Origin of the sequence: Geomicrobium sp. JCM 19038, assembly GCF_000698125.1 — a bacterium.
Classification (GTDB): domain Bacteria; phylum Bacillota; class Bacilli; order Bacillales; family Marinococcaceae; genus Geomicrobium_A.
On record NZ_BAXA01000002.1, the window covers coordinates 36,089 to 57,336 of the forward strand.

At 42.4% G+C, this 21,248-nt stretch carries 21 protein-coding genes and 2 pseudogenes; 20 read left to right on the forward strand and 3 right to left on the reverse strand.

Features of this window, described 5'->3' with window-relative positions; genetic code table 11:
- The first annotated feature begins 16 nt into the window (after positions 1-16).
- The 7 genes from rsmG to JCM19038_RS03005 all read left to right on the forward strand — a co-directional run bounded on the left by rsmG (position 17) and on the right by JCM19038_RS03005 (position 6,524).
- Complete coding sequence (gene rsmG / locus JCM19038_RS02975; RefSeq protein WP_373902298.1) at positions 17-730, forward strand: 16S rRNA (guanine(527)-N(7))-methyltransferase RsmG; 714 nt, start codon at positions 17-19, stop codon at positions 728-730.
- Positions 731-810: 80 nt separating this feature from the next.
- Positions 811-1,683, forward strand: coding sequence for a nucleoid occlusion protein (gene noc, locus JCM19038_RS02980; protein ID WP_042414453.1), 873 nt, complete (start codon positions 811-813; stop codon positions 1,681-1,683).
- Between the two features lie 80 nt (positions 1,684-1,763).
- On the forward strand, positions 1,764-2,552 hold the full coding sequence (locus JCM19038_RS02985) for a ParA family protein (protein WP_373902300.1): 789 nt from the start codon (positions 1,764-1,766) through the stop codon (positions 2,550-2,552).
- Positions 2,545-3,402 (forward strand): ParB/RepB/Spo0J family partition protein, encoded by an 858-nt coding sequence (locus tag JCM19038_RS02990; RefSeq protein ID WP_042414456.1) that lies wholly within the window; start codon positions 2,545-2,547, stop codon positions 3,400-3,402. Before JCM19038_RS02985 ends, JCM19038_RS02990 begins: the two co-directional genes overlap by 8 nt.
- 48 nt (positions 3,403-3,450) lie before the next feature.
- Positions 3,451-4,155, forward strand: coding sequence for a DUF554 domain-containing protein (locus tag JCM19038_RS02995; protein WP_042414458.1), 705 nt, complete (start codon positions 3,451-3,453; stop codon positions 4,153-4,155).
- A gap of 228 nt (positions 4,156-4,383) precedes the next feature.
- Positions 4,384-5,067, forward strand: a complete 684-nt coding sequence (locus tag JCM19038_RS03000) for a YitT family protein (RefSeq protein ID WP_238554260.1) — start codon at positions 4,384-4,386, stop codon at positions 5,065-5,067.
- Between the two features lie 134 nt (positions 5,068-5,201).
- Complete coding sequence (locus tag JCM19038_RS03005; RefSeq protein ID WP_042414460.1) at positions 5,202-6,524, forward strand: aspartate aminotransferase family protein; 1,323 nt, start codon at positions 5,202-5,204, stop codon at positions 6,522-6,524.
- 84 nt (positions 6,525-6,608) lie between these two features.
- On the opposite strand, the gene yyaC is transcribed toward JCM19038_RS03005, so the two are convergent.
- Positions 6,609-7,253 (reverse strand): spore protease YyaC, encoded by a 645-nt coding sequence (yyaC, locus tag JCM19038_RS03010; RefSeq protein ID WP_052361000.1) that lies wholly within the window; start codon positions 7,251-7,253, stop codon positions 6,609-6,611.
- Between the two features lie 90 nt (positions 7,254-7,343).
- Between yyaC and JCM19038_RS03015 the strand changes: the two genes are divergently transcribed.
- The 3 genes from JCM19038_RS03015 (at position 7,344) to ychF (ending at position 9,780) form a co-directional block, all read left to right on the forward strand.
- Positions 7,344-8,369: a membrane protein gene (locus tag JCM19038_RS03015; protein WP_042414463.1), complete on the forward strand. Its 1,026-nt coding sequence runs from the start codon at positions 7,344-7,346 to the stop codon at positions 8,367-8,369.
- A gap of 99 nt (positions 8,370-8,468) precedes the next feature.
- Positions 8,469-8,663, forward strand: coding sequence for a DUF951 domain-containing protein (locus JCM19038_RS03020; RefSeq protein ID WP_042358055.1), 195 nt, complete (start codon positions 8,469-8,471; stop codon positions 8,661-8,663).
- A 16-nt stretch (positions 8,664-8,679) separates the two neighbouring features.
- On the forward strand, positions 8,680-9,780 hold the full coding sequence (ychF, locus tag JCM19038_RS03025) for a redox-regulated ATPase YchF (RefSeq protein ID WP_042415114.1): 1,101 nt from the start codon (positions 8,680-8,682) through the stop codon (positions 9,778-9,780).
- Between the two features lie 53 nt (positions 9,781-9,833).
- Here the strand turns inward: ychF and JCM19038_RS03030 are convergent, their stop codons facing one another.
- Entirely contained in the window at positions 9,834-10,292 is a 459-nt protein-coding gene (locus JCM19038_RS03030; protein WP_042414466.1) for a DUF4188 domain-containing protein, read from the reverse strand.
- Positions 10,277-10,813: a PadR family transcriptional regulator gene (locus JCM19038_RS03035; RefSeq protein ID WP_042414468.1), complete on the reverse strand. Its 537-nt coding sequence runs from the start codon at positions 10,811-10,813 to the stop codon at positions 10,277-10,279. The genes JCM19038_RS03030 and JCM19038_RS03035 overlap by 16 nt, the downstream gene beginning before the upstream one ends.
- Before the next feature lie 472 nt (positions 10,814-11,285).
- Here JCM19038_RS03035 and JCM19038_RS03040 point away from each other — a divergent pair, with 472 nt between their 5' ends.
- The 10 genes and pseudogenes from JCM19038_RS03040 to JCM19038_RS03085 all read left to right on the forward strand — a co-directional run bounded on the left by JCM19038_RS03040 (position 11,286) and on the right by JCM19038_RS03085 (position 21,246).
- Entirely contained in the window at positions 11,286-11,858 is a 573-nt protein-coding gene (locus JCM19038_RS03040; RefSeq protein WP_042414471.1) for a hypothetical protein, read from the forward strand.
- A 438-nt stretch (positions 11,859-12,296) separates the two neighbouring features.
- The gene (gene rpsF, locus JCM19038_RS03045) at positions 12,297-12,584 is read left to right on the forward strand and encodes a 30S ribosomal protein S6 (protein WP_042358059.1); all 288 of its coding nucleotides are present in this window, start codon (positions 12,297-12,299) and stop codon (positions 12,582-12,584) included.
- Positions 12,585-12,610: 26 nt separating this feature from the next.
- Positions 12,611-13,123: a single-stranded DNA-binding protein gene (gene ssb, locus JCM19038_RS03050; RefSeq protein ID WP_042414474.1), complete on the forward strand. Its 513-nt coding sequence runs from the start codon at positions 12,611-12,613 to the stop codon at positions 13,121-13,123.
- Between the two features lie 20 nt (positions 13,124-13,143).
- Entirely contained in the window at positions 13,144-13,371 is a 228-nt protein-coding gene (gene rpsR, locus JCM19038_RS03055) for a 30S ribosomal protein S18 (RefSeq protein WP_042358060.1), read from the forward strand.
- 152 nt (positions 13,372-13,523) lie between these two features.
- Entirely contained in the window at positions 13,524-14,474 is a 951-nt protein-coding gene (locus tag JCM19038_RS03060) for a YybS family protein (protein WP_042414476.1), read from the forward strand.
- A gap of 4 nt (positions 14,475-14,478) precedes the next feature.
- On the forward strand, positions 14,479-16,446 hold the full coding sequence (locus tag JCM19038_RS03065; RefSeq protein ID WP_042414479.1) for a DHH family phosphoesterase: 1,968 nt from the start codon (positions 14,479-14,481) through the stop codon (positions 16,444-16,446).
- Positions 16,443-16,886, forward strand: coding sequence for a 50S ribosomal protein L9 (gene rplI, locus JCM19038_RS03070; RefSeq protein WP_042414482.1), 444 nt, complete (start codon positions 16,443-16,445; stop codon positions 16,884-16,886). The genes JCM19038_RS03065 and rplI overlap by 4 nt, the downstream gene beginning before the upstream one ends.
- Positions 16,887-16,906: 20 nt before the next feature.
- Positions 16,907-18,267 (forward strand): annotated as a pseudogene (gene dnaB, locus JCM19038_RS03075) (replicative DNA helicase).
- A gap of 184 nt (positions 18,268-18,451) precedes the next feature.
- Positions 18,452-19,740 (forward strand): annotated as a pseudogene (locus tag JCM19038_RS03080) (adenylosuccinate synthase).
- Between the two features lie 96 nt (positions 19,741-19,836).
- Complete coding sequence (locus tag JCM19038_RS03085) at positions 19,837-21,246, forward strand: NAD-dependent succinate-semialdehyde dehydrogenase (RefSeq protein ID WP_042414485.1); 1,410 nt, start codon at positions 19,837-19,839, stop codon at positions 21,244-21,246.
- Positions 21,247-21,248 lie beyond the last annotated feature (2 nt).

Sequence of the window (21,248 nt, forward strand, 5' to 3'; positions counted from 1 at the left end):
AAAAAGGAGGATGTTTATGAATCAGTGGAAAAAATGGTTGAAAGAACTTAATCTGACGCTTTCAAAAGAACAAGAACAGCAATTTGAAACTTATGCTCATGAGCTCGTCGAGTACAATAAAAACGTTAATTTAACGCGAATTACCGATAAAGATGAGATTTATGAAAAGCATTTTTACGATTCACTGTTAGCAAGTCAATGTTATGAATTTGACCAAGTTGAAACGATGATTGATGTTGGTGGTGGAGCAGGATTTCCAGGGATGCCTTTAAAGATTGCTTACCCAAACATTAAGCTCACTGTACTTGATTCGTCTAAAAAGCGTATCCAATTTCTAGAGCATTTAGCTGACGTATTGAACATAGACGGTGTTTCATTTGTTCACGCAAGGGCAGAAGATGGTGCAAGAGACGTTAACCATCGAGACCAGTATGACGTTGCAATTGCCCGTGCAGTTGCTCGGATGCCAGTGCTTGCAGAATATTGTCTACCCTTCGTTAAACCACAAGGTGTTTGGGTTGCATTAAAAGGAAAAAGTGGTGAAGAAGAAGCTGAGGAAGCACAAGAGGCGATTCGTTTATTACAAGGAAGTGTCACGGACCACCATTACTTTGAATTGCCTTCAGAATCTAGCGAACGAAGAATATATGTCGTTGGAAAAAAAGACGTAACTCCAAGAACCTATCCGCGTAAAGCCGGCACAATTACAAAAAAACCTCTTGGATTGTAATCAGTTCGACACAAAACGTGTGAACAATTTGAGTTTGCATGGTAAAATGAAATGAGATGAACAGCGTGAGGGGGGAGACGGTGAAAAGTTCTATTCAGCGTTTTTTCGGTTTTGGTGAAGAGTCTAAAAGCAGCGAAATAGAAATAAAGGATGAGAAAGGGCACCATGAAGAGGTCCGTCTTATTCCAGTCACTGATATCGTACCGAATCCGTTCCAACCTCGTACGATTTTTTCTGACGAGAAGATTGAAGAGCTTGCAAGAACGATCCATACCCATGGAATCTTGCAACCAATTGTTGTGCGAGAGCGAGAGGGCAAGTTTGAACTCATTGCCGGTGAAAGACGTTGGCGTGCAGTACAATCATTAGAATGGACCGAGATTCCGGCACTCGTTAAAGAGTTTAACGATGCACAGACGGCATCACTTGCCTTAATTGAGAACTTGCAGCGTGAAGAATTAACCGTCATTGAAGAAGCGAGAGCATATAAACAATTAATTGATTGGCATTCGCTTACTCAAGAAAGCCTTGCCCAACGATTAGGGAAAGGTCAATCAACGATTGCGAATAAATTGCGACTGTTGTCGTTGCCAGAATCTGTACAACAAGCACTATTAAACCGTCAGATTAGTGAGCGCCATGCCCGGGCATTGATCCGTTTAAAAGAAGATCCTGTTCTTCAAGAACAATTGCTTCAAGAAGTTGTGGAGCATGGTTACAATGTGAAACAAACGGAAGAGGCAGCGGTTCGGTTACTTGAAGCAAAAGAACCTTCGGACGAGCCTAAGAAAAAACGCGCCCGAAAGCAACATTTTCCTAAAGACATGAGAATTGCTATGAATACGATTCGTGAGTCACTTTCAATGGTTGAGAAATCAGGAATGAATGTTGATAGTTCCGAAGAGGAACACGATGAATATTATCAATTTACGATCAGAATTCCCAAGAAGTAATCTATCATTATCTGTAATGGTAGGTTGCTTTTTTATTCGGTTTCTTGCGCTTTTCTTGTTCAATGCTAGAATAAAAGAAAATGATCTCTTTTGTGGAGGGTGGTGGGCAGTTTGGCGAAGGTAATTGCGATTGCGAACAAGGCGGTGTTGGTAAGACAACAAGCTCGGTTAATCTGAGTGCTTGCCTTGCTTATATAGGAAAGCGTGTACTTCTCGTCGATATTGATCCTCAAGGAAATGCGACGAGTGGAACTGGGATTGAAAAAGGCGACCTTGATTATTGTGTCTACAATTTACTAGTAGACGATCATGATGTACAAACGCTCATTCACCCGACAGTCGTTGAGAATTTATTCGTTATTCCTGCAACGATTCAGCTGTCCGGCGCTGAAATTGAACTTGTTCCGACAATTTCTCGAGAAGTTCGTTTGAAAAAGGGGTTAGCTCCTATTGCGAACCAATTTGATTATATTATTGTTGATTGCCCACCATCATTAGGATTATTAACCATTAACGCATTGACCGCAGCTGATGCAGTACTTATTCCTGTGCAGTGTGAGTACTACGCTTTGGAAGGTTTAAGTCAGTTATTAAACACGGTACGTCTCGTACAAAAGCATTTAAATTCTTCACTAGAAATTGAAGGCGTACTACTAACAATGCTTGATGCGAGAACGAATCTTGGCTTACAAGTGATTGAAGAAGTAAAGAAATACTTTCAAGATAAGGTGTTTAAGACGATTGTGCCAAGAACGGTACGCTTAGGCGAAGCACCAAGTCACGGAATGCCAATTATATTATATGATCCGAAGTCACGTGGAGCCGATGTTTATTTAGAACTTGCAAAGGAAGTGGTTACAGGTGCCTAAAGGTTTGGGACGAGGTTTGCAGGCTCTTTTTCCGAATGAAGAACAAGACGTCGATCTTGAACAAGTACAACGTGTACCGATTAAGGAGTTACGAGCAAACCCTTATCAACCACGGTCGTCTTTTCATGATGAAACGATTGAAGAATTGTCCCAATCGATTCGAGAGCATGGCATTGTTCAACCATTAATCGTCCGACAAGGTATTAAAGGATATGACATCGTTGCAGGAGAACGACGATTTCGAGCGGCAAAACGCTTGGACATGCAACATGTTCCTGTCATCGTTAAGGAATTAAGCGATGAAGACATGATGGAAATTGCGCTGATTGAGAACTTACAACGAGAAGATCTTAATCCTTTAGAAGAAGCCATTGCTTATAAGAAGCTAATTGAGCAACTTGGCATGACGCAAGAGAAGTTAGGGCAAAGAGTCGGGAAAAGTCGTCCTTACATTGCGAACCATATGCGCTTGCTTCAACTTCCAAATGGTGTGCAAGAACTCATACGTGAACGTAAGCTTTCCATGGGACATGGTCGAGCTTTGCTCGGAATGAATCTTAAAGAGCACATTCAAGAAGCGGCAGCGATCGTTATACGAGATGAGTTAAATGTTCGAAATACGGAAAAGCTTGTTCAAGAATTTAACGAACGTGGTACGATAAATAAATCCCCTGAAAAAGAACAAAAGAAGCCGTTTCATATTGAGAAAACGGAACGTGAGTTACAAACGTACTTTGGAACGTCTGTTTCGATTAAAAAGGGGAAACATAAAGGAAAAATAGAAATCGAATTTCTCACTGACGATGATTTGTCGAGAATTCTTTCGTTACTCGGTGAGGAAACTGATTAGCCATCGATCTCGATGGTTTCTTTTTTTTTTTAGAATGGAGAACAGAGTATGGTACTTATTGGGACGTTAGTAAACGGTGCAGCCATCTTAGTCGGTTCACTAATCGGGTTAATGTTAAAGAAAATCCCAGAGCGCATGAAGACAATTGTCATGCAAGCGCTCGGTTTGGCCATTGTTATACTTGGCATTTCGATGGCTCTTGAAGGCGAGCAATTTCTAATTACGGTCGGTTGCTTAGTCATCGGTGCAATATTAGGGGAGTGGTGGCAGATTGAGCAACGTCTCAATGATGCTGGAGATTGGATTGAACGAAAAGTCGGTCCAAAAGGCGGGGAGTCACAGTTTGCTAAAGGATTTGTAACTGCATCTCTCGTCTACGTCGTTGGAGCCATGGCCGTTCTTGGGGCACTCGATAGTGGATTGCGCTTAGATCATAGTTTACTTTATACAAAGGCGATGCTAGATGGTTTTACAGCGGTGCTCTTTTCTTCAATCTTTGGGATCGGTGTCCTCTTCTCACTCGTGCCGGTTGTCATGTATCAGGGGGGGATTGCATTGTTAGCCGGTCAAATTGATCGTGTCGTTCCTGCTGAAATGCTTGATCATTTTATTCTTGAAATGACGGCTGTTGGCGGCATTATGATTATTGCAATCGGGCTTAGAATTCTAGGTTTACTTCATATTAAGGTTGCGAATTTACTGCCAGCGTTGCCGATTGTTTTTCTCTGTGTTGCGGTGTTGTATTACGTATAAAAATCATTTTGGTTTACCTGGTCATTACAAAAGATTCCTTTTAGGAATCTTTTGTCGCAACTGTGATGGAATACCCGTATTGAAGATTACTACAATGAGGCGTATACTAATAAATAGAATGACTGAGTGTTTTGATTGCAAGAAGGTTTTTTGAACGGATAGCTCTCTTTTGGAGAGTTATTTTATTTTTGTTTTATAGCAAGGGGAAGAGAGAAAGAAGGATTAGTTATGGGGAAACTCATCGCAGATTATTCGATGTATGGGAGAACATATTTTTTTAAACGTCTCGGTTTATTTTTGGCAGGGCTACTTGTGATGGCACTTGGAGGCAGTTTGATGATCCAATCATCCATGGGGACAGCTACGTGGGACGTGTTACACATTGGACTTACGAACTTAACGCCACTTAGTATTGGTGCTTGGGTTCAAATCATTGGAATTATTATGATTGCGATTGCTTGTTGGATGGAACGGGAGTGGCCACAAGTCGGAAGTATTTTAAATATTATTCTAGTCGGACTTTTTCTTGATATGTGGCTGTTATTGCCAATTGCTGAGTGGATGAGTGCAACTTGGCAGCTTGTCATTTTGTTATTTATCGGTATTGTGTTGATCGGGCTAGGATCAGGAATGTATGTGTCAACGCGTCTTGGTGCGGGTCCTCGTGACGGTGTGACGCTAGCGGTTGCGAAACGTTCAGGTTGGTCGATCCGCTCCGTACGAACAATATTGGAAGGTTGTGCCCTCCTTCTCGGTTGGTTAATTGGTGGACCTGTTGCATTCGGTACATTTTTGTCGGTCTTTCTAATTGGTCCAGTTATGCAATCGTCATTATTTTTTTGGCGAAAGCAAGTGGCAGGTTGGCAAGATCATGCAACATCAATTCGACAGGAAGCTACACCAATTGCCTAACGACTACATGATTCGTGTAGTTGTTATCTTTATTGAAAGCGTTAACAACACTATCCTTACGGTAAAAAGGATGATAAACTAATAAAGATGATTAAAATAATCTTACTTTTCGTAACTTTGGGAGTGATTGGGGAATGGCGCATAAAGCATTGCACACTGACAAAGATTTGTTGAAGAAAGATCAAAAGCATTTTCTACATCCGACTTCGAATCCGAAACAACAAGCGAAATCTGGGGCATCGATTGTTTTGCGTCGTGGTCAAGGCATTTACCTTGAGGATATTGAAGGCAAGCGTTACATCGACGGGCTTTCAAGCTTGTGGAATGTTAACGTTGGACATGGGAATAAGGAATTGGCACAAACAGCTTTTGAACAAATGGAAACACTCGCTTATACATCATCGTTCAAAGGTTACTCAAATCCTTCAGCAATTAACCTTTCTGAGAAGTTAGCAGAAGTTGCACCAAACGGATTAAATTCGGTGTTCTTTACTTCTGGGGGCTCAGAATCAAATGATACAGCATTTAAACTTTCCCGTTTCTACTGGGAACAAGTTGGCAAACCAGAAAAGAAAAAAATAATCGCCTTAGAACGCTCCTATCATGGTGTGACGATTGGTGCGCAGTCGGCGACGCATTTACCTGCGTTTCATGCATTTTCAGGGTCTCACATGAATGATGTGTATCATGCAGTGCCACACCTTACGGATTGTGAGCGAGGCAACAAAGATGCGGATCATTATGAGCGAAGCATTCGAGGTGTTATCGAACGTGAAGGAAAAGACACCGTTGCTGCCGTAATTATTGAACCGATCCAAGGTGCTGGAGGTATTTACGTGCCACCTTCTGGTTATTTGGAAGCAGTGCGTAAGCTTTGTAATGAGTTTGATATTCATTTTATTGCCGATGAAGTGATTTGTGGTTTCGGACGTACTGGAAGCATGTTTGCTGTCGAGCATTGGGATGTTGTTCCTGATTTCATGTCAGTTGCTAAAGGCATTACAAGCGGTTATGCTCAGCTTGGTGGTGTCTTAATTCACGACAAAATTCGCAAAGTGATTAATGATTTTGATGGCGTACTGGCACATGGATTTACGTATAGCGGTCATGCAATGGCTTGTGCAGTAGGCCTTAAAAACATCGAAATTATTGAACGCGACGGACTTGTTGATCGTGCGAAAGAGATGGGCGAGTATTTCGGTGATCGTTTAGAAGAATTAGTCACTAAACATACATCTGTCGGTCTTACGAGAGGGATGGGTCTTCTACGTTCAATTGAACTGTTCAAAGATTCGAAGTCATTTGAGCGCTTTGACCCTCAAGATAATGCAGCTGAGAAATTGTACCAACATTGCTTCGATCGAGGCCTGCTCGTTCGAACCTCTGGAGGGAACGGCATTAACATTATCCCGTTAGCTCCACCATTAATCATTACTCAGCCTGAAATTGATGACTGATAGAACGCTTTAGCGCAGGCATTACAGCGTTTGAAGCTGAGCTTTAAGAGTAAGTAAACGCCTCAACATTGAATGTTGAGCGTTTTAGTGTTGGTTTGTGCTTGATGTTAATAACTGTGAAGCTTCTGTAGTAAAGACGGTACGTGTTGGTCTTGTCGTGTGGGTATGGAGAAGTCTGTCCATCGTAAGCAACGCATTGGCAGCCCATTCGGCCATCTGCATCACAAAGTACAATCGAGTATTCTGTAGCGTTACATGTTCCATCATACCGCTTACATTGACTGTCCCCGTCATATGCATATCACCCGCTTCAGGTAGACGTTTGTGTACTGCACTACCGGGATGAAGCGGACCAGAAGCAAACGTAACCCGTCCGACGTTTTCTGCTCTTCCCATGCTCGCATCGATCGCAATGAGCAAAGCAAGAGGGTGTTTTTTTTCGATGTCTTCAAGGGTTTCTTTAAGGTTTAGCGCATGAACAGGATTTTCTAGTGTCCCGTATACGTGCATACGTCGTTCGCTGTTCTCTTTAATAATTGTGCCAACTAGAGGTCCGAACGCATCTCCTGTGGAACGATCAGTACCAATACAAAGAAGGACAATCGTATGTCGTTTTGTAGAGCATAGAATTTCCTCACACATCAGATGTGCCAATGAATCACTAGACGGATGCTCTTCAAAGTAAAATGGATAAGAAAACATCTTTTCTTTAAAAAATGATAGCTTCATGGACATACCTCTTTCTCCCAAAACATACTAGTCCCAGTATAGGAACTTTTTTCAAAGACTATACAACGGGTTGAATAAGGGGAGAATAGTATGATCGGTCGTGGAATAAAGTGGATGCTTTTATTAACAGGAACGATGATCGGTGCAGGGTACGCTTCTGGTCGAGAAATATGGCAATTTTTCGGCGCAGATAGCGTCGTTGCAATCCTATTATTCAGCGGACTGTTCATGATCTGCTCGTATGTAATCTTAAAGCTAAGCATTTCTTTGAAAGCGGAAAACTACGTCGTTGTTTTAGAAGCATTGCTCGGAAAACGGCTTGCAAAAGCGTATGACAAGCTCATTATCTTGTATCTGTTCCTTACGACTGGAATTATGATCTCTGGTGGAGGTGCAACACTTCAGACGTTCGAACTTCCCTATTGGTTTGGAATTGGCCTCATGTGCATTTTACTTGTCATATTGTTTATCTGGGACTTGGACGGGTTAACGTCTGTGAACAATTTTTTGACGCCAATGCTGATCATCTGCCTTGTTGTTATTTTGATTATCTTTCAATCGACGAGCGAAGGCGGCTTTTCATTGGAATGGGGCGCACAAAGCAACTGGCCATCGGCTTTAACGTTTACAGCTCTTAATTTACTTCCCGTTGTCGCTGTACTATCAGCGATTGGAACGAAGATTGAACATAAAGGTGAGGTATGGATTGCTACGATTGGTAGCGGTTTAATTTTAGGAGGAGTGTCATTAATTTATAATCAATCGTTACTTAGGGTAGCGGATGATTTACTGCTATATGAAATTCCGTTATTCTCAATTTTAAGTTCCTATCCGTCGATTTTAATTTTTGCAATGACGATCCTTTTATGGACAGCCATCTTCACAACGGCTGCTGCCAACATCTTAGGTTTAATTAGTCGCTTTAAAAATTTGTTTACTGCACCTGGGTGGCTGTTAACGTTCGTCATTGTCACTGCTTTGATCCCGATGACAACGTTCGGATTCTCAACATTGGTTGGTTTTTTGTATCCTCTTTATGGGATGCTGAATTTATACTTGTTAGGCTCCGTTTTGCTCTTCCCTTTTCTCCAAGATGACCAACCGAAACTGCGCTAGAACGAAGGTTACAAGTTATGGTATAATACGAAAGGCTTCCGATCTTCGGAAGCTTTTCTATATGTATGTAATGATTCTTTAATAGAGGGGGCGAATGCCTTGACGGAGACTGATTTTCAACTGAAAGACATTGTGGAAATGAAAAAACCTCATCCGTGTGGGACGAACCGTTGGAAGATTATTCGTATGGGAATGGACATTCGCATTAAATGTGAAGGTTGTGATCATAGCGTCATGATCCCGAGAAAGACATTCGCCCGTAAAATGAAAAAGGTGCTTGAACGAGCAGAGTAAAGGAAGTGACTATACGATGGCTTTAACAACAGGAATTGTTGGCCTACCAAACGTCGGTAAGTCAACGCTTTTTAATGCAATTACCCAAGCAGGTGCTGAAGCAGCGAACTACCCATTCGCAACAATCGACCCGAACGTCGGAATCGTTGAAGTACCTGATCACCGTTTACAAGTTCTTACTGAACTTGTAAATCCAAAGAAAACAGTCCCAACGACATTTGAATTCACGGACATTGCTGGAATTGTAGAAGGTGCTAGCAAGGGTGAAGGACTTGGGAATAAATTTTTATCCCATATTCGTGAAGTTGATGCGATTACTCACGTTGTCCGTTGTTTTGATAACGATGACATCACCCACGTTTCGGGAAGTGTTGATCCTCTAAGAGACATGGAAGTGATTAACTTAGAGCTGATTCTTGCTGACCTTGAAACAATTTCAAAACGTCTTGAAAAAGTAAACAAGCTCGCCAAAACGAAGGACAAAACAGCGATTGCTGAGCAATCTGTTCTCCAAAAAATCGTCGATGCACTTGAGGCTGAAAAGCCAGCACGTTCAGTCGATCTTGACGACGAGGAGCATAAGCTTGCTAAAGGTTTTCAACTGTTAACGTTGAAACCAGTCCTTTATGTCGCAAATGTTAGCGAAGAAGATCTCTTGTCTGACGAAGATAACGAGTACGTCGCTCGAGTTCGTACCCGTGCAACGGAAGAAAACGCAGAAGTAATTACAATTTGTGCAAGCATTGAAGCTGAAGTTGCTGAACTAGAAGGCGACGATCGCCAAAGCTTCCTCGCTGATCTTGGCATTGAAGAAGCAGGACTCGATCGCTTAATTCGTGCAGCTTACGCTCTTTTAGGTCTCTCCACATACTTCACTGCTGGAGAACAAGAAGTTCGCGCGTGGACGATTCGTAAAGGCACAAAGGCACCACAAGCCGCAGGCGTCATCCATACCGACTTTGAGCGAGGATTCATCCGTGCCGAAGTGGTCGCATACGAAGACCTTAAAGAACTCGGTTCAATGACGAATGCAAAAGAAGCTGGTAAAGTCCGTCTTGAAGGAAAAGACTACGTCGTGCTTGATGGCGATGTTATTCACTTTAGGTTTAATGTGTAGAAGCTCCCGTGTGGGAGCTTTTTTTATAATAACGACTCGTGCGGTAATGAGTTTTAAGGATGAGTTAGGCGACTCTTAGCTGTAGAGTCATCAGTCAATGCTTGCGCTTCTCTTGCTTTTAAAATGCCTCTTGGCTTGTTCATTCGCGAATAAACGGATTCATAAGCACCGGCTTTCACCTCATATGTTTCGTGGAAAATGCCAACGGCTTCGCTTTTTGCTGACTTTTTGTAGAAATTGATCCACGCTTCTTTATGGGTTTTACCGTGTGCATAATCGAGGAGCTGATCGATGCTTTCCCAATATTGCGTCAGGACAATCGTGCGACCGCCAAGTGTAGTGTCTTGTGACAAGAAGCCTGTACTTTTATCTGCATACAGCTCTTGAAGCATCGGTCTCATGGCCATAAATACTGGCCACCAATTTTTTACGTTCCACCATTTGTTAATTCTCATTCCGATGATGAATACGACAAGGTCTTGATCGTTATGCGTACTTATTCGCTTTTGCATTGAATACTCTCCTTTGTTTTTTGGCACCAACGTAGTTCGGCTTGAGCAATTTCTTTGCCATAATTAAGTGTGTACAGCCAAAATTCAGAATCATTATGGGTTTGGATGTTCTCTTCAATGGTGTGATAGACTTCGAGCTTTTCACTTAGCATTTGTTCTTGTTTATCTAGGTGCGCGAGCGCTTGTTCTCTTTGCATCTCCAACCCGAAAAATAATTTCACAAGCAATTCATTACGCATAACAACAGTTTCATTTACAGGAGTAGTAAGCCATTCTTTGAGCTTCTTTTTTCCGGCGGTAGTGATCGTATACTCTTTGCGTTCAGGTGTTCCATCAGCTTTAATGACAGATTGCGTAGCGTATCCATCTTCCACTAACGTTTTCAGCGCAGGATAAATTTGACCGTAACTCATTTTCCAAAAGTGACTAAAACTGGCATCAATTAAGTTTTTGATGTCATATCCGGTTTTGCACTCGGACGTGATAATCCCTAAAATGATCCATTTTGTTTCTGTTTTCATTCTACACCTCTATATCTTTATGATATGTATCTTAAAGATATATACTAATGTCTGAAAAGTCAATATTATTTCGGGTTACGGCAGGTTTTCATCGTTTGATGTCGAAAACTTGTTCATAAGAAGGAGGGACCTATGCATTGATTGACTATGTAAAGGAGTTGCGCACGCCTGAACAGGTTTGGTTGTTTGAAGCGTTACCCCGTCGGTTACCGCAAGAGAATAACGGGATAATCCTTGAGGTTGAAGATAGGCTGCGACGGCACACGCAGGTTATACCGGTGAAAGGCAACTTGGAATTCACCTCAAAAGTTTAGACAGCCAACCGGAGCCTAATCTAGTACTCCACAACACTCGCCTCGTAAGTGAATCGGTGTTTCAACTCGATTTTTTGGTGTTTACATTAAGTTAAATACTCATTCTTTAAGTCAAACACATTCATGGATGTGTTCATTTCGGAGACTATGATTATTTCATGCGTGTAGACACGAATATTGTGATGTTTCCAAATCCTCTTGAGCAATGTCTTCGACGAAAACGCTTGTTAAAAACATTCCTTCAGCATTACAACTTACCTGAACATTTACCCGTATTCAGTCGTATTATTTTTACGTCACATGTAACGATTTTAAGTGTATCTGAGTCTTATAAAGAAATGGTTCTAGAACGAGTTTGGCGGAGGGAAGCTGTCGTGTCTAAAATTGAGAGCTTAAATCGTCAACACAGCCAGTGTCTAATAACAGTGAAAGAAATGTATCGCTTCGCTCGAATCGTTGCAAATCATCATTTACCAGCATGGTTTAGCCCATTAAAGTCGTTTGGTCTCGAATTTGGGAATCTTCGAAGTGGAATGTATTGTGAACGTTGTTTTGGATCTACACTTCACAAAGAAAAGTGGCACGCGTATTGGACGTGCTATCACTGTGGAGAAAAGACACGTAAGAATTACGTTATAAGCTTGCAGGACTATCCAATGTTGAACAAGGTGACGATAACGAATGCTGAGGCACGAACGTTTTTAGAAGTAGACGATCGTTATTATGTGTGAGAAATGAACGAGTTGCTTCAGAAAGGCAGCTTTGTAAACAAAGGCAGACAAAGTATAAGTTGAAGATGCCACTAACGTGAGAATTTTAGCTCCATGTGGGGATTTTAAACGTTTTATTACAAGATGAAAGTTTAAATCCCCGCATAAACCTTCAAAATCGCAACAAAAGTCGTTTTTTGAGGGGATTTACCCTTAAAATGATACTGAAATTATGAAAATCCCCACATAGCTGAAATTTTATTGCCCCGAACCAATTAAACCGCGCCCCCCAACCTCGCTCGAACACTTCTTACCTATATAAAAATTCCAACTTGTGATTGCACACGTTTCCTGATAGAATTGATTGTTGTGAGTATAGAAATGGGATAACCCGTTTTATTGCTCCTTGCTCTTACTTAATTAAGTGAGGGCCGTTTAGACCAAAGGGAGGTGACTAGAATGCGTAAATATGAAATTCTTTACATTCTTAGCCCACAGTTGGACGAGGAGTCAGTGAAAGCTGCTAATGAGCGTTTCCAAAAGATCCTTACAGACAACGGTGCTGAAATCACATCAGTTGATGAAAAAGGAAGACGTCGTCTTGCTTACGAAATCAACGATTTCAAAGAAGGCTACTATGTAATTACAAAAGTTAATGCTAACGCAGCAGCGGTAAACGAGTTTGACCGTCGTGTTAAGCTAACTGATGATGTTATTCGTACACTTGTCGTTCGCGAAGACGACTAATTGATAGATAAAAGGGAGGGTTACGCATGATTAATCGCGTTGTGCTTGTCGGCCGGCTCACCCATGACCCGGAGCTTCGTTACACGCCGAATGGAGTTGCAGTTGCAAACTTTAGTATTGCTGTGAATCGACCGTTTACGAACCAGCAAGGAGAGCGTGAAGCGGACTTTTTCAGCTGTGTTGTGTGGAGGAAGCAGGCAGAAAACGTGGCAAACTACTTGAAAAAAGGAAGTTTGGCAGGGATTGATGGCCGCTTACAAAGCCGCAGCTTTGAAAACCAAGAAGGCAAGCGCGTGAAAGTTGTGGAAGTTCAGGCTGAAAGCGTTCAGTTCCTCGAACCGAGAAACTCCCAAGGGAGCGGTGGAGGCGGCGGTGGTTTCCAACAAGGCGGAGGTTACGGCCAAAGCGGTGGAGGCTACAGCCAGAATGGTTCTTACTCTCAAGAACCACCACAACGTCAATCATCGAACCTGAACGACGATCCATTTTCTAATGATGGAAAACCGATCGATATATCGGACGACGATTTACCATTTTAAATTGAAAGGAGCGAGACCACATGGCACGTCGTAGAGGCAAGCGTAGAAAGGTATGTTATTTCACGGTAAATAAGATCAAGCGCATCGACTACAAAGATCTTGATCTTCTCCGTAAGTTTATCTCAGAGCGAGGAAAAATTCTTCCTCGTCGTGTGACTGGTACTTCTGCGAAGTATCAACGCAAATTGACGATCGCGATCAAGCGTTCACGTCAAGCAGCACTTCTTCCATACGCGAAAGAAGTTTAAGAATGTGTTCAAGGAAGCCGTCATCTCATTAGTAGATGGCGGCTTTTTTCACGTATACTTAAAGAGCATTACCTTTCAATTTACGTGTGAATGGGCTACAATAGATCAGTGTAAGATATGTATGAAGCCTAAGATTGGTGGTTATTTTCTGAATGAATCAGTCACGTAGAATTACCGAAGGAGCCGTCGTTGTTGCTCTGTTTACCATACTTATGGTTATGACACTATATATCCCTGTTGTAGCGCTTTTGACGATTTGGTTATTGCCGCTACCGATGATGGTTTATACGATCCGTCACGGAATGAAGCCGGGGGCTCTCGTATTAGTAGTTGCAACGCTTATAACCTTTCTGCTTGCCACAGCTTTAGCATTGCCAATTATTCTGTTGTTTGGAATTGGCGGTTTTGTAATGGGTGTGAGCTATTCAAAAGGTAGAGGGGCATTTCAGACCTTATTTACAGGTAGTGTAAGTTACGTTCTAGCAATTTTTGTGCTCTTTGTATTTTCGAATGTTGTGATGGGAATCCATCCTTTTGAAGCGATTCGCACAGGTATGATCGAATCGATGAACTCGGCAGAACAATTGATGCAGAACTTTGGTGCAGAAACGGACGAAGAAGCGATTACTGCATACCGGGAATTAGCAAATATGATTCCGCAAATGTCTGCGATGCTTATGATTTTTACAGGTGTGATGTACGCGTTTATCACGCAAGTCATTGCGCATCCGATTTTAAGAAGATTGTTGAATAAGCCGTTCGGTTTTCCACCTCTTAGAGAGTGGTCATTGCCGACATTTTTTATCTGGATTTATTTACTCGGTATTATCGTTAGCCTTGTTGGGGTAAGCGACCCAGGATCAGCACTTTCAATTTTCATGATGAATGTTACACCTTTACTTGAGATTGCGATGATTGTCCAAGGTGCAGCGGTTATGTTTTATTTTGCCCATGTGAAGAAGATCTCAAAGGCGCTACCGATCATCATCTTGTTCTCAGCACTTGTGATACCGATTATTACGTTTTTTGTACGAATCTTAGGGATCATTGATCTTGGTTTTGATTTAAGAAGCCGGATTAAGCCTGATTCAAATAGGGGTTGATGGAATGCCCGAAATAACAAAACAACATTGGTATTTATATCCGATGATCTTTATGTTTACAGTCACAACAGCGAGTGTGACAGTATTGCTTTTTTATAATTGGATGCTTGCTGTTGTAGGTTATGTGACACTCATTGTCATCGGTGTTGTTTTTTTCTATGCGCGTTCGAATTTCCAACAAGAGTTAAGCCAATACATTACAACACTCTCCCACCGTGTCAATCGAGCAGGTGAAGAAGCGGTTACGAATTTACCAGTCGGAATTGTGTTGTATGACCAGAACTTTGAAATTCAATGGGCGAACCCTTATATTCGTGATCTTCTCGGAGAAGATTATTTAGGGAAGTCGTTGTCGATCATTTCATCAGATCTTCCGATCTATATTGAAGATAAAAAAACCGAGCATCGCTTGAAACTTGGCGATCTTGAGCATTACGTGTATGAACGACCAGATGAGCGATTGCTTTATTTCTTTGATATGACGGAAACGATTGAAACGAAAGAGCGATATCGTGAGGAACAAACGGTTATTGGCTTTATTTATTTAGATAACTATGATGATGTTACACAGACCTTAGATGACGAAGTGACGAGTAGTCTCCGAAACAAAGTCGTAACGATGTTAAACAAATGGGCAAATGAGCATGACATTTTACTTCGGAGCATTGATGATGACCGTTTTATGGCCGTTTTTAACCATCGGGCTCTTCAAGAAGTGGAAATGAATCGTTTCCAAATTGTTGATGATATTCGTGAAGAGTCATCCAAGGATCGCGTAGCGATTACGCTAAGTATTGGAATTGGAACCGGAGAGAAAACGCTCCGTGATCTCGGATCCCTCGCACAGTCTTCACTCGATCTTGCTTTAGGTCGTGGTGGGGATCAAGTAGCAATTAAAGAGAAAAGCGGGCAAGTACGTTTTTATGGCGGAAAGACGAACGCGGTAGAAAAGCGAACACGTGTAAGAGCACGGGTTATTTCTCATGCTTTAAGGGATTTTGTAAGAGAGAGTAATCAAGTGATCGTTATGGGGCATAAAACGCCTGATATGGATGCGATTGGAGCAAGTATCGGCGTATTAAAAGTCGCAGAAGTGAACAACAAAGATGCGTATATCGTTCTTGATCCTGATCAAGTGAGTCCTGACGTTCAGAAGCTTATGGATGAAGTTGAACATCATGAGCATTTATGGTCGAGGTTTATTTCGCCTACTGAAGCGTTGGAACAATTAACGAAGCAGACACTTCTCGTTGTTGTCGATACCCACAAACCGTCACTTGTTATTGAGCCGAAGCTTCTTGATCGTGTGCACCGAGTCGTTGTACTTGATCATCATCGTCGTGGGGAAGAGTTTATTGATAATGCTGCGCTCGTGTATATGGAACCGTATGCTTCTTCAGCGTCAGAGCTAGTAACGGAGTTGTTAGAGTACCAACCGAATAAAGTGAAAATGGAATCGCTAGAAGCAACGGCGATGCTTGCGGGTATGATGGTCGATACGAAGCATTTTAGCATTCGCACAGGTTCAAGAACGTTTGATGCGGCTTCCTACTTAAAAGCAAATGGAGCCGATACAACAGCGGTACAGTTGCTTCTAAAAGAAGACCTTGATAACTATATTGAACGATCAAGAATTATCGGACGTGCGACGGTTTACGGCAGTGGAATGGCCATTGCGCGTGGTGAAGAAGGTCGAACCTATCATCCTGTTCTTATTGCACAGGCAGCGGATACGTTACTTACGATGAATGACGTTAAGGCTTCGTTCGTCATATCGAAGCGGGATGACGGTCGGGTGAGTGTGAGTGCCCGTTCTTTAGGTGATATCAATGTTCAAGTAATAATGGAAAAGTTGGGTGGTGGCGGACATTTATCAAACGCTGCTGCTCAGTTTGATGACCTGACTATTGAACAAGTTGAAGAACAACTAAAAGAAGCAATGGATCAATCTATGGGAGGTCAGTCTACATGAAAGTAATTTTTAAGCAAGATGTTAAAGGTAAAGGTAAAAAAGGTGAAGTGAAAGACGTGTCTGAAGGATACGCACGTAACTATTTGTTGAAGAACGATTTAGCGGTAGAAGCATCAACCGGTAACATGAAAGATTTGCAAGCGAAGCAAAAAAGTGATGATAAAAAGCTTCAAGAAGAACGTGAAGCAGCAGCAAAAACAAAAGCCGAATTAGAAAGTACAGACGTTGAAATGAATGCTAAAGCAGGTGAAGGCGGTAAGTTATTCGGAGCCGTGTCCACAAAGCAAATTCATGAAGCGCTCAAGAAAAAAGGCTTTAAGGTTGATAAACGCAAAATTGAACTTAGCGAGCCAATTCGTACACTTGGAGTTACGAAAGTGCCTGTGAAGATTCACCCTGAAGTAACAGCGACAGTTAACATTCACGTAAAAGAACAATAAGCAAATGAGGTGAGGGTACGGTGACAGAAGGATGGCAAGAGGATCGACTTCCTCCACAAAATATCGAAGCAGAGCAAGCAGTATTAGGTCCATTTTCTTGCAAGAGGAATCCCTCGTTTCTGCGACCGAGCGTTTGCGCCCTGAAGACTTTTATCGTGCTTCTCATCAACGAATTTTTAGTGCGATGGTTGAGCTCTCTGAGAAAGGCGAGCCTGTAGACCTCGTCACAGTCACCTCTGAGCTTCAAAATCGCCAGTGGCTTGAAGAAGCAGGTGGCGTTGCTTATTTAACCGATTTAGCGAACGCTGTGCCGACTGCATCAAACGTTCAGCACTATGCGAGAACGGTCGAAGAAAAATCATTGCTTCGTCGATTAATTCGAACGGCAACGACGATTGCAACAGATGGATTTGAGGCGGAGCAAGAAGTCGATGACGTATTAAGTGATGCAGAGCGCATGATTCTAGAAGTCTCGAATCGTCGTTCTTCAGGTGCATTCGTGTCCATCAAAGACGTGTTAATGGAGACGTATGACAACATTGAAATGTTACAAGGTCGTGGCGACGCACTGACGGGCGTTTCAAGCGGCTTTCAAGAGCTTGATCGAATGACAGCAGGGTTTCAACGCAGTGACTTAATTATCGTTGCTGCACGTCCATCTATGGGAAAGACGGCGTTTGCGTTAAACATCGCACAAAACATCGCAACAAAAAGTGATGAAAATGTTGCGATCTTTAGTCTTGAGATGGGAGCATCGCAACTTGTGCAACGAATGCTCTGTGCCGAAGGCAATATCGACGGTACACGCCTTCGTACAGGACAGTTGATTGAAGAAGATTGGGAAAAGCTTGCAATGGCGATGGGAACGTTGTCCAGAGCAGGCATTTATATCGATGACTCGCCTGGAATTCGTGTTGCTGACATTCGTGCGAAGTGTAGAAGACTTAAGCAGGAAAAAGGGTTAGGCATGATCTTAATCGATTATCTTCAACTCATTCAAGGGCGAGGAACAGATAGTCGTCAACAAGAAGTCTCTGAGATTTCTCGTAACTTAAAAGGGATTGCACGTGAGCTTGACGTACCGGTCATTGCCTTGTCTCAGCTCTCGCGTAGTGTAGAGTCGCGTCAAGATAAGCGTCCGATGATGAGTGACTTGCGTGAGTCAGGAAGTATTGAGCAAGATGCGGACATCGTTTCGTTTTTGTTCCGTGAAGATTATTATGATCATGATGCTGAAAACCAGAACATGATTGAAATTATTATTGCGAAACAACGTAACGGTCCAGTCGGTAGTGTTGAACTTGCATTTATAAAAGAATACAACAAGTTCGTCAACCTTGATCGAAGGCATGATGAGAACATGGCGCCACCTGGTGCGTAGCGTAAGCGAAGGGATAATTCCCTTCGCTTTTTTGTTAGCAAAGATAACAATAAGGCGAATGAATATCCTTTTTTTGATATAAATGTTCGGTTTATTTTGACCTGTAGTCTTTCTTTTGATAGAATTGACTACGGTAAAGAGATAAATAATGAACGATTTAATTATATCGGAAGAGGTGAGTCTTTTGTCATCCATCGTAATTGTAGGTACACAATGGGGAGACGAAGGCAAGGGGAAGATTACAGATTACTTATCAGAAAACGCGGAAGTCGTTGCTCGTTATCAAGGTGGCAACAACGCAGGGCATACGATTAAATTTGGTGGAGAAACGTATAAGCTTCACCTAGTACCGTCAGGGATTTTCTATGATGATAAGATTTGTGTAATTGGAAACGGCATGGTCATCGATCCTAAAGCATTAGTAGAAGAGTTAACTGGATTACAAGAACGTGGCATTGATACGAGCAATTTGCGTATTAGCAACCGTGCGCATGTGATCCTTCCTTATCATATAAAACAAGATATTGTGGAAGAAGAGAGTAAAGGCGCAAGCAAAATCGGCACGACGAAAAAAGGTATCGGTCCAGCTTATATGGACAAAGCTGCTCGGATCGGTATTCGCATTGCTGATCTTCTAGAGAAGACGGAATTCGAGAGTAAGCTTTCACGTAACTTGATCGAGAAAAACCGTCTATTGGAAAAACTCTATGAGACTAACGGATTTACAGTAGAAGAGATTCTTGAAGAATACTTTGATTATGGTCAAAAGTTAAAACAATACGTTTGTGATACGTCTGTCGTATTGAATGATGCGATTGATCAAGGTCGACGTGTATTATTCGAGGGTGCCCAAGGTGTTATGCTTGATATTGATCAAGGAACGTATCCATTCGTTACATCATCAAACCCTATTGCCGGTGGTGTTGCGATCGGTTCAGGTGTTGGACCGTCTAAAATTCAGAAAGTTGTTGGGGTTTCAAAAGCATATACGACTCGTGTTGGAGACGGTCCATTCCCGACAGAGCTTATGGATGAAATAGGTGATCGCATTCGTAAGATTGGTAACGAATATGGAACGACTACAGGCGACCAAGACGTGTCGGTTGGTTTGATTCCGTCGTTGTACGCCACGCACGTCGCGTAAGTGGGATTACAGATCTCTCCCTCAACTGTTTAGACGTGCTTTCTGGTCTTGAGACGGTGAAGATTTGTACGGCTTATGAGTACCAAGGGGAACGCCTTGAAGAATTCCCAGCTAGTCTTAATGTGTTAGCGGAATGTAAACCAGTGTATGAAGAAATGCCAGGGTGGAGCGAGGACATTACAGGAGCGAAATCATTAAGTGATCTTCCTGAAAATGCGCGTCACTATGCGGAACGAGTTTCCCAATTAACGAACATTCCACTATCAATTTTCTCTGTAGGACCTGATCGTACACAAACAAATGAAGTACGCGGTGTTTGGGGCGTATGATGATGAATGGCCTTCGCTTTTGCGAAGGTCGTTTTTCTTTTGTTTCATGTGAAACTAGCGTTATACTCTACGTATGATGTAGAGAGGAGAGATAAGATGAAGCATTTAATTAATGGCGAATGGACAGGAGCAGACCTTGAACAAATTGATGTAACCAACCCTGCAAATGGGACGATTGTAGACACCGTTCCAAAGGGTGGCAAAAATGAGGCAAAGCAAGCGGTTGATGCAGCATACGAGGCATTTCGCCCGTGGTCAAAGTTAACCGCAGCTGAACGTTCAGAGAAGCTTGAAAAGTGGCATAATCTTATCGATAAACATCAAGAAGAATTAGCAACGACGATGACGAAGGAACAAGGCAAGCCAATGAAAGAATCCCGTGGTGAGATTGGCTATGCAAATTCATTTATTAAATGGTACGCAGAAGAAGGAAAACGTGTTTATGGTGAAACGATTCCAGCGTCAGCTGAGAACAAGCGCATTTTCGTAACGAAACAAGCCGTTGGGGTTGTGGCCGTCATTACTCCGTGGAACTTCCCAGCTGCAATGATCACAAGAAAGGTTGCACCAGCACTTGCTGTAGGTTGTACAGTCGTCATTAAACCAGCAACTCAAACGCCATTGACGGCTTTGAAACTTGCTGAACTGGCAGTTGAAGCAGGGATTCCTAAAGGTGTAATCAATGTTATCACTGGTAAGTCGAGTGAAATCTCTGAAGTATGGCAAGATGACACGCGCGTACGTAAATTAACGTTTACAGGTTCTACAGAAGTTGGCCGTACGTTAATGGAGGGCGCGTCAAAGAACATTAAGAAAATCTCATTAGAGCTCGGTGGTCATGCCCCGCTCATCGTTTTGGAAGACGCTGACTTAGATAATGCAGCTGAACAAGCGGTTGCGTCGAAGTTCCGTAACGCTGGTCAGACGTGTGTATGTGCAAACCGTATTTACGTTGCAGAGTCCGTCGAGAAAGAATTTACTGAAAAACTAAAAGTGCTCGTTGAACAACTAAAAGTTGGTGACGGTCTTGATGATGAGACGGATATCGGACCACTCATTGACTCAGATGCTGTTGATAAAGTGCTATCGCAAATTGAAGATGCAAAGTCACAAGGAGCGAAGGTCATTACTGGCGGTGAGAAAATCGGTAAGTTATTCTTAACACCAACAGTTATGACAGGGATAACAGAAGAGATGGCTTGTATGAACGACGAAACGTTCGGGCCACTCGCCCCGATTGCTACATTTAAGACCGATGAAGAAGCAATCCAAAGAGCGAACGATACTATTTATGGTCTTGCAGCGTATTTATTTACAAGTGATATCGGTAAGGCGGTACGTTTAAGTGAGGACCTTGAATATGGAATTGTCGGTTTAAACGATGGTGGTCCATCCACTGCTCAGGCACCTTTTGGAGGATGGAAACAGAGTGGTATTGGTCGTGAAGGCGGACATCACGGATTAGAAGAATATATAGAAACAAAGTACATCTCTCTAAAAATTTAATG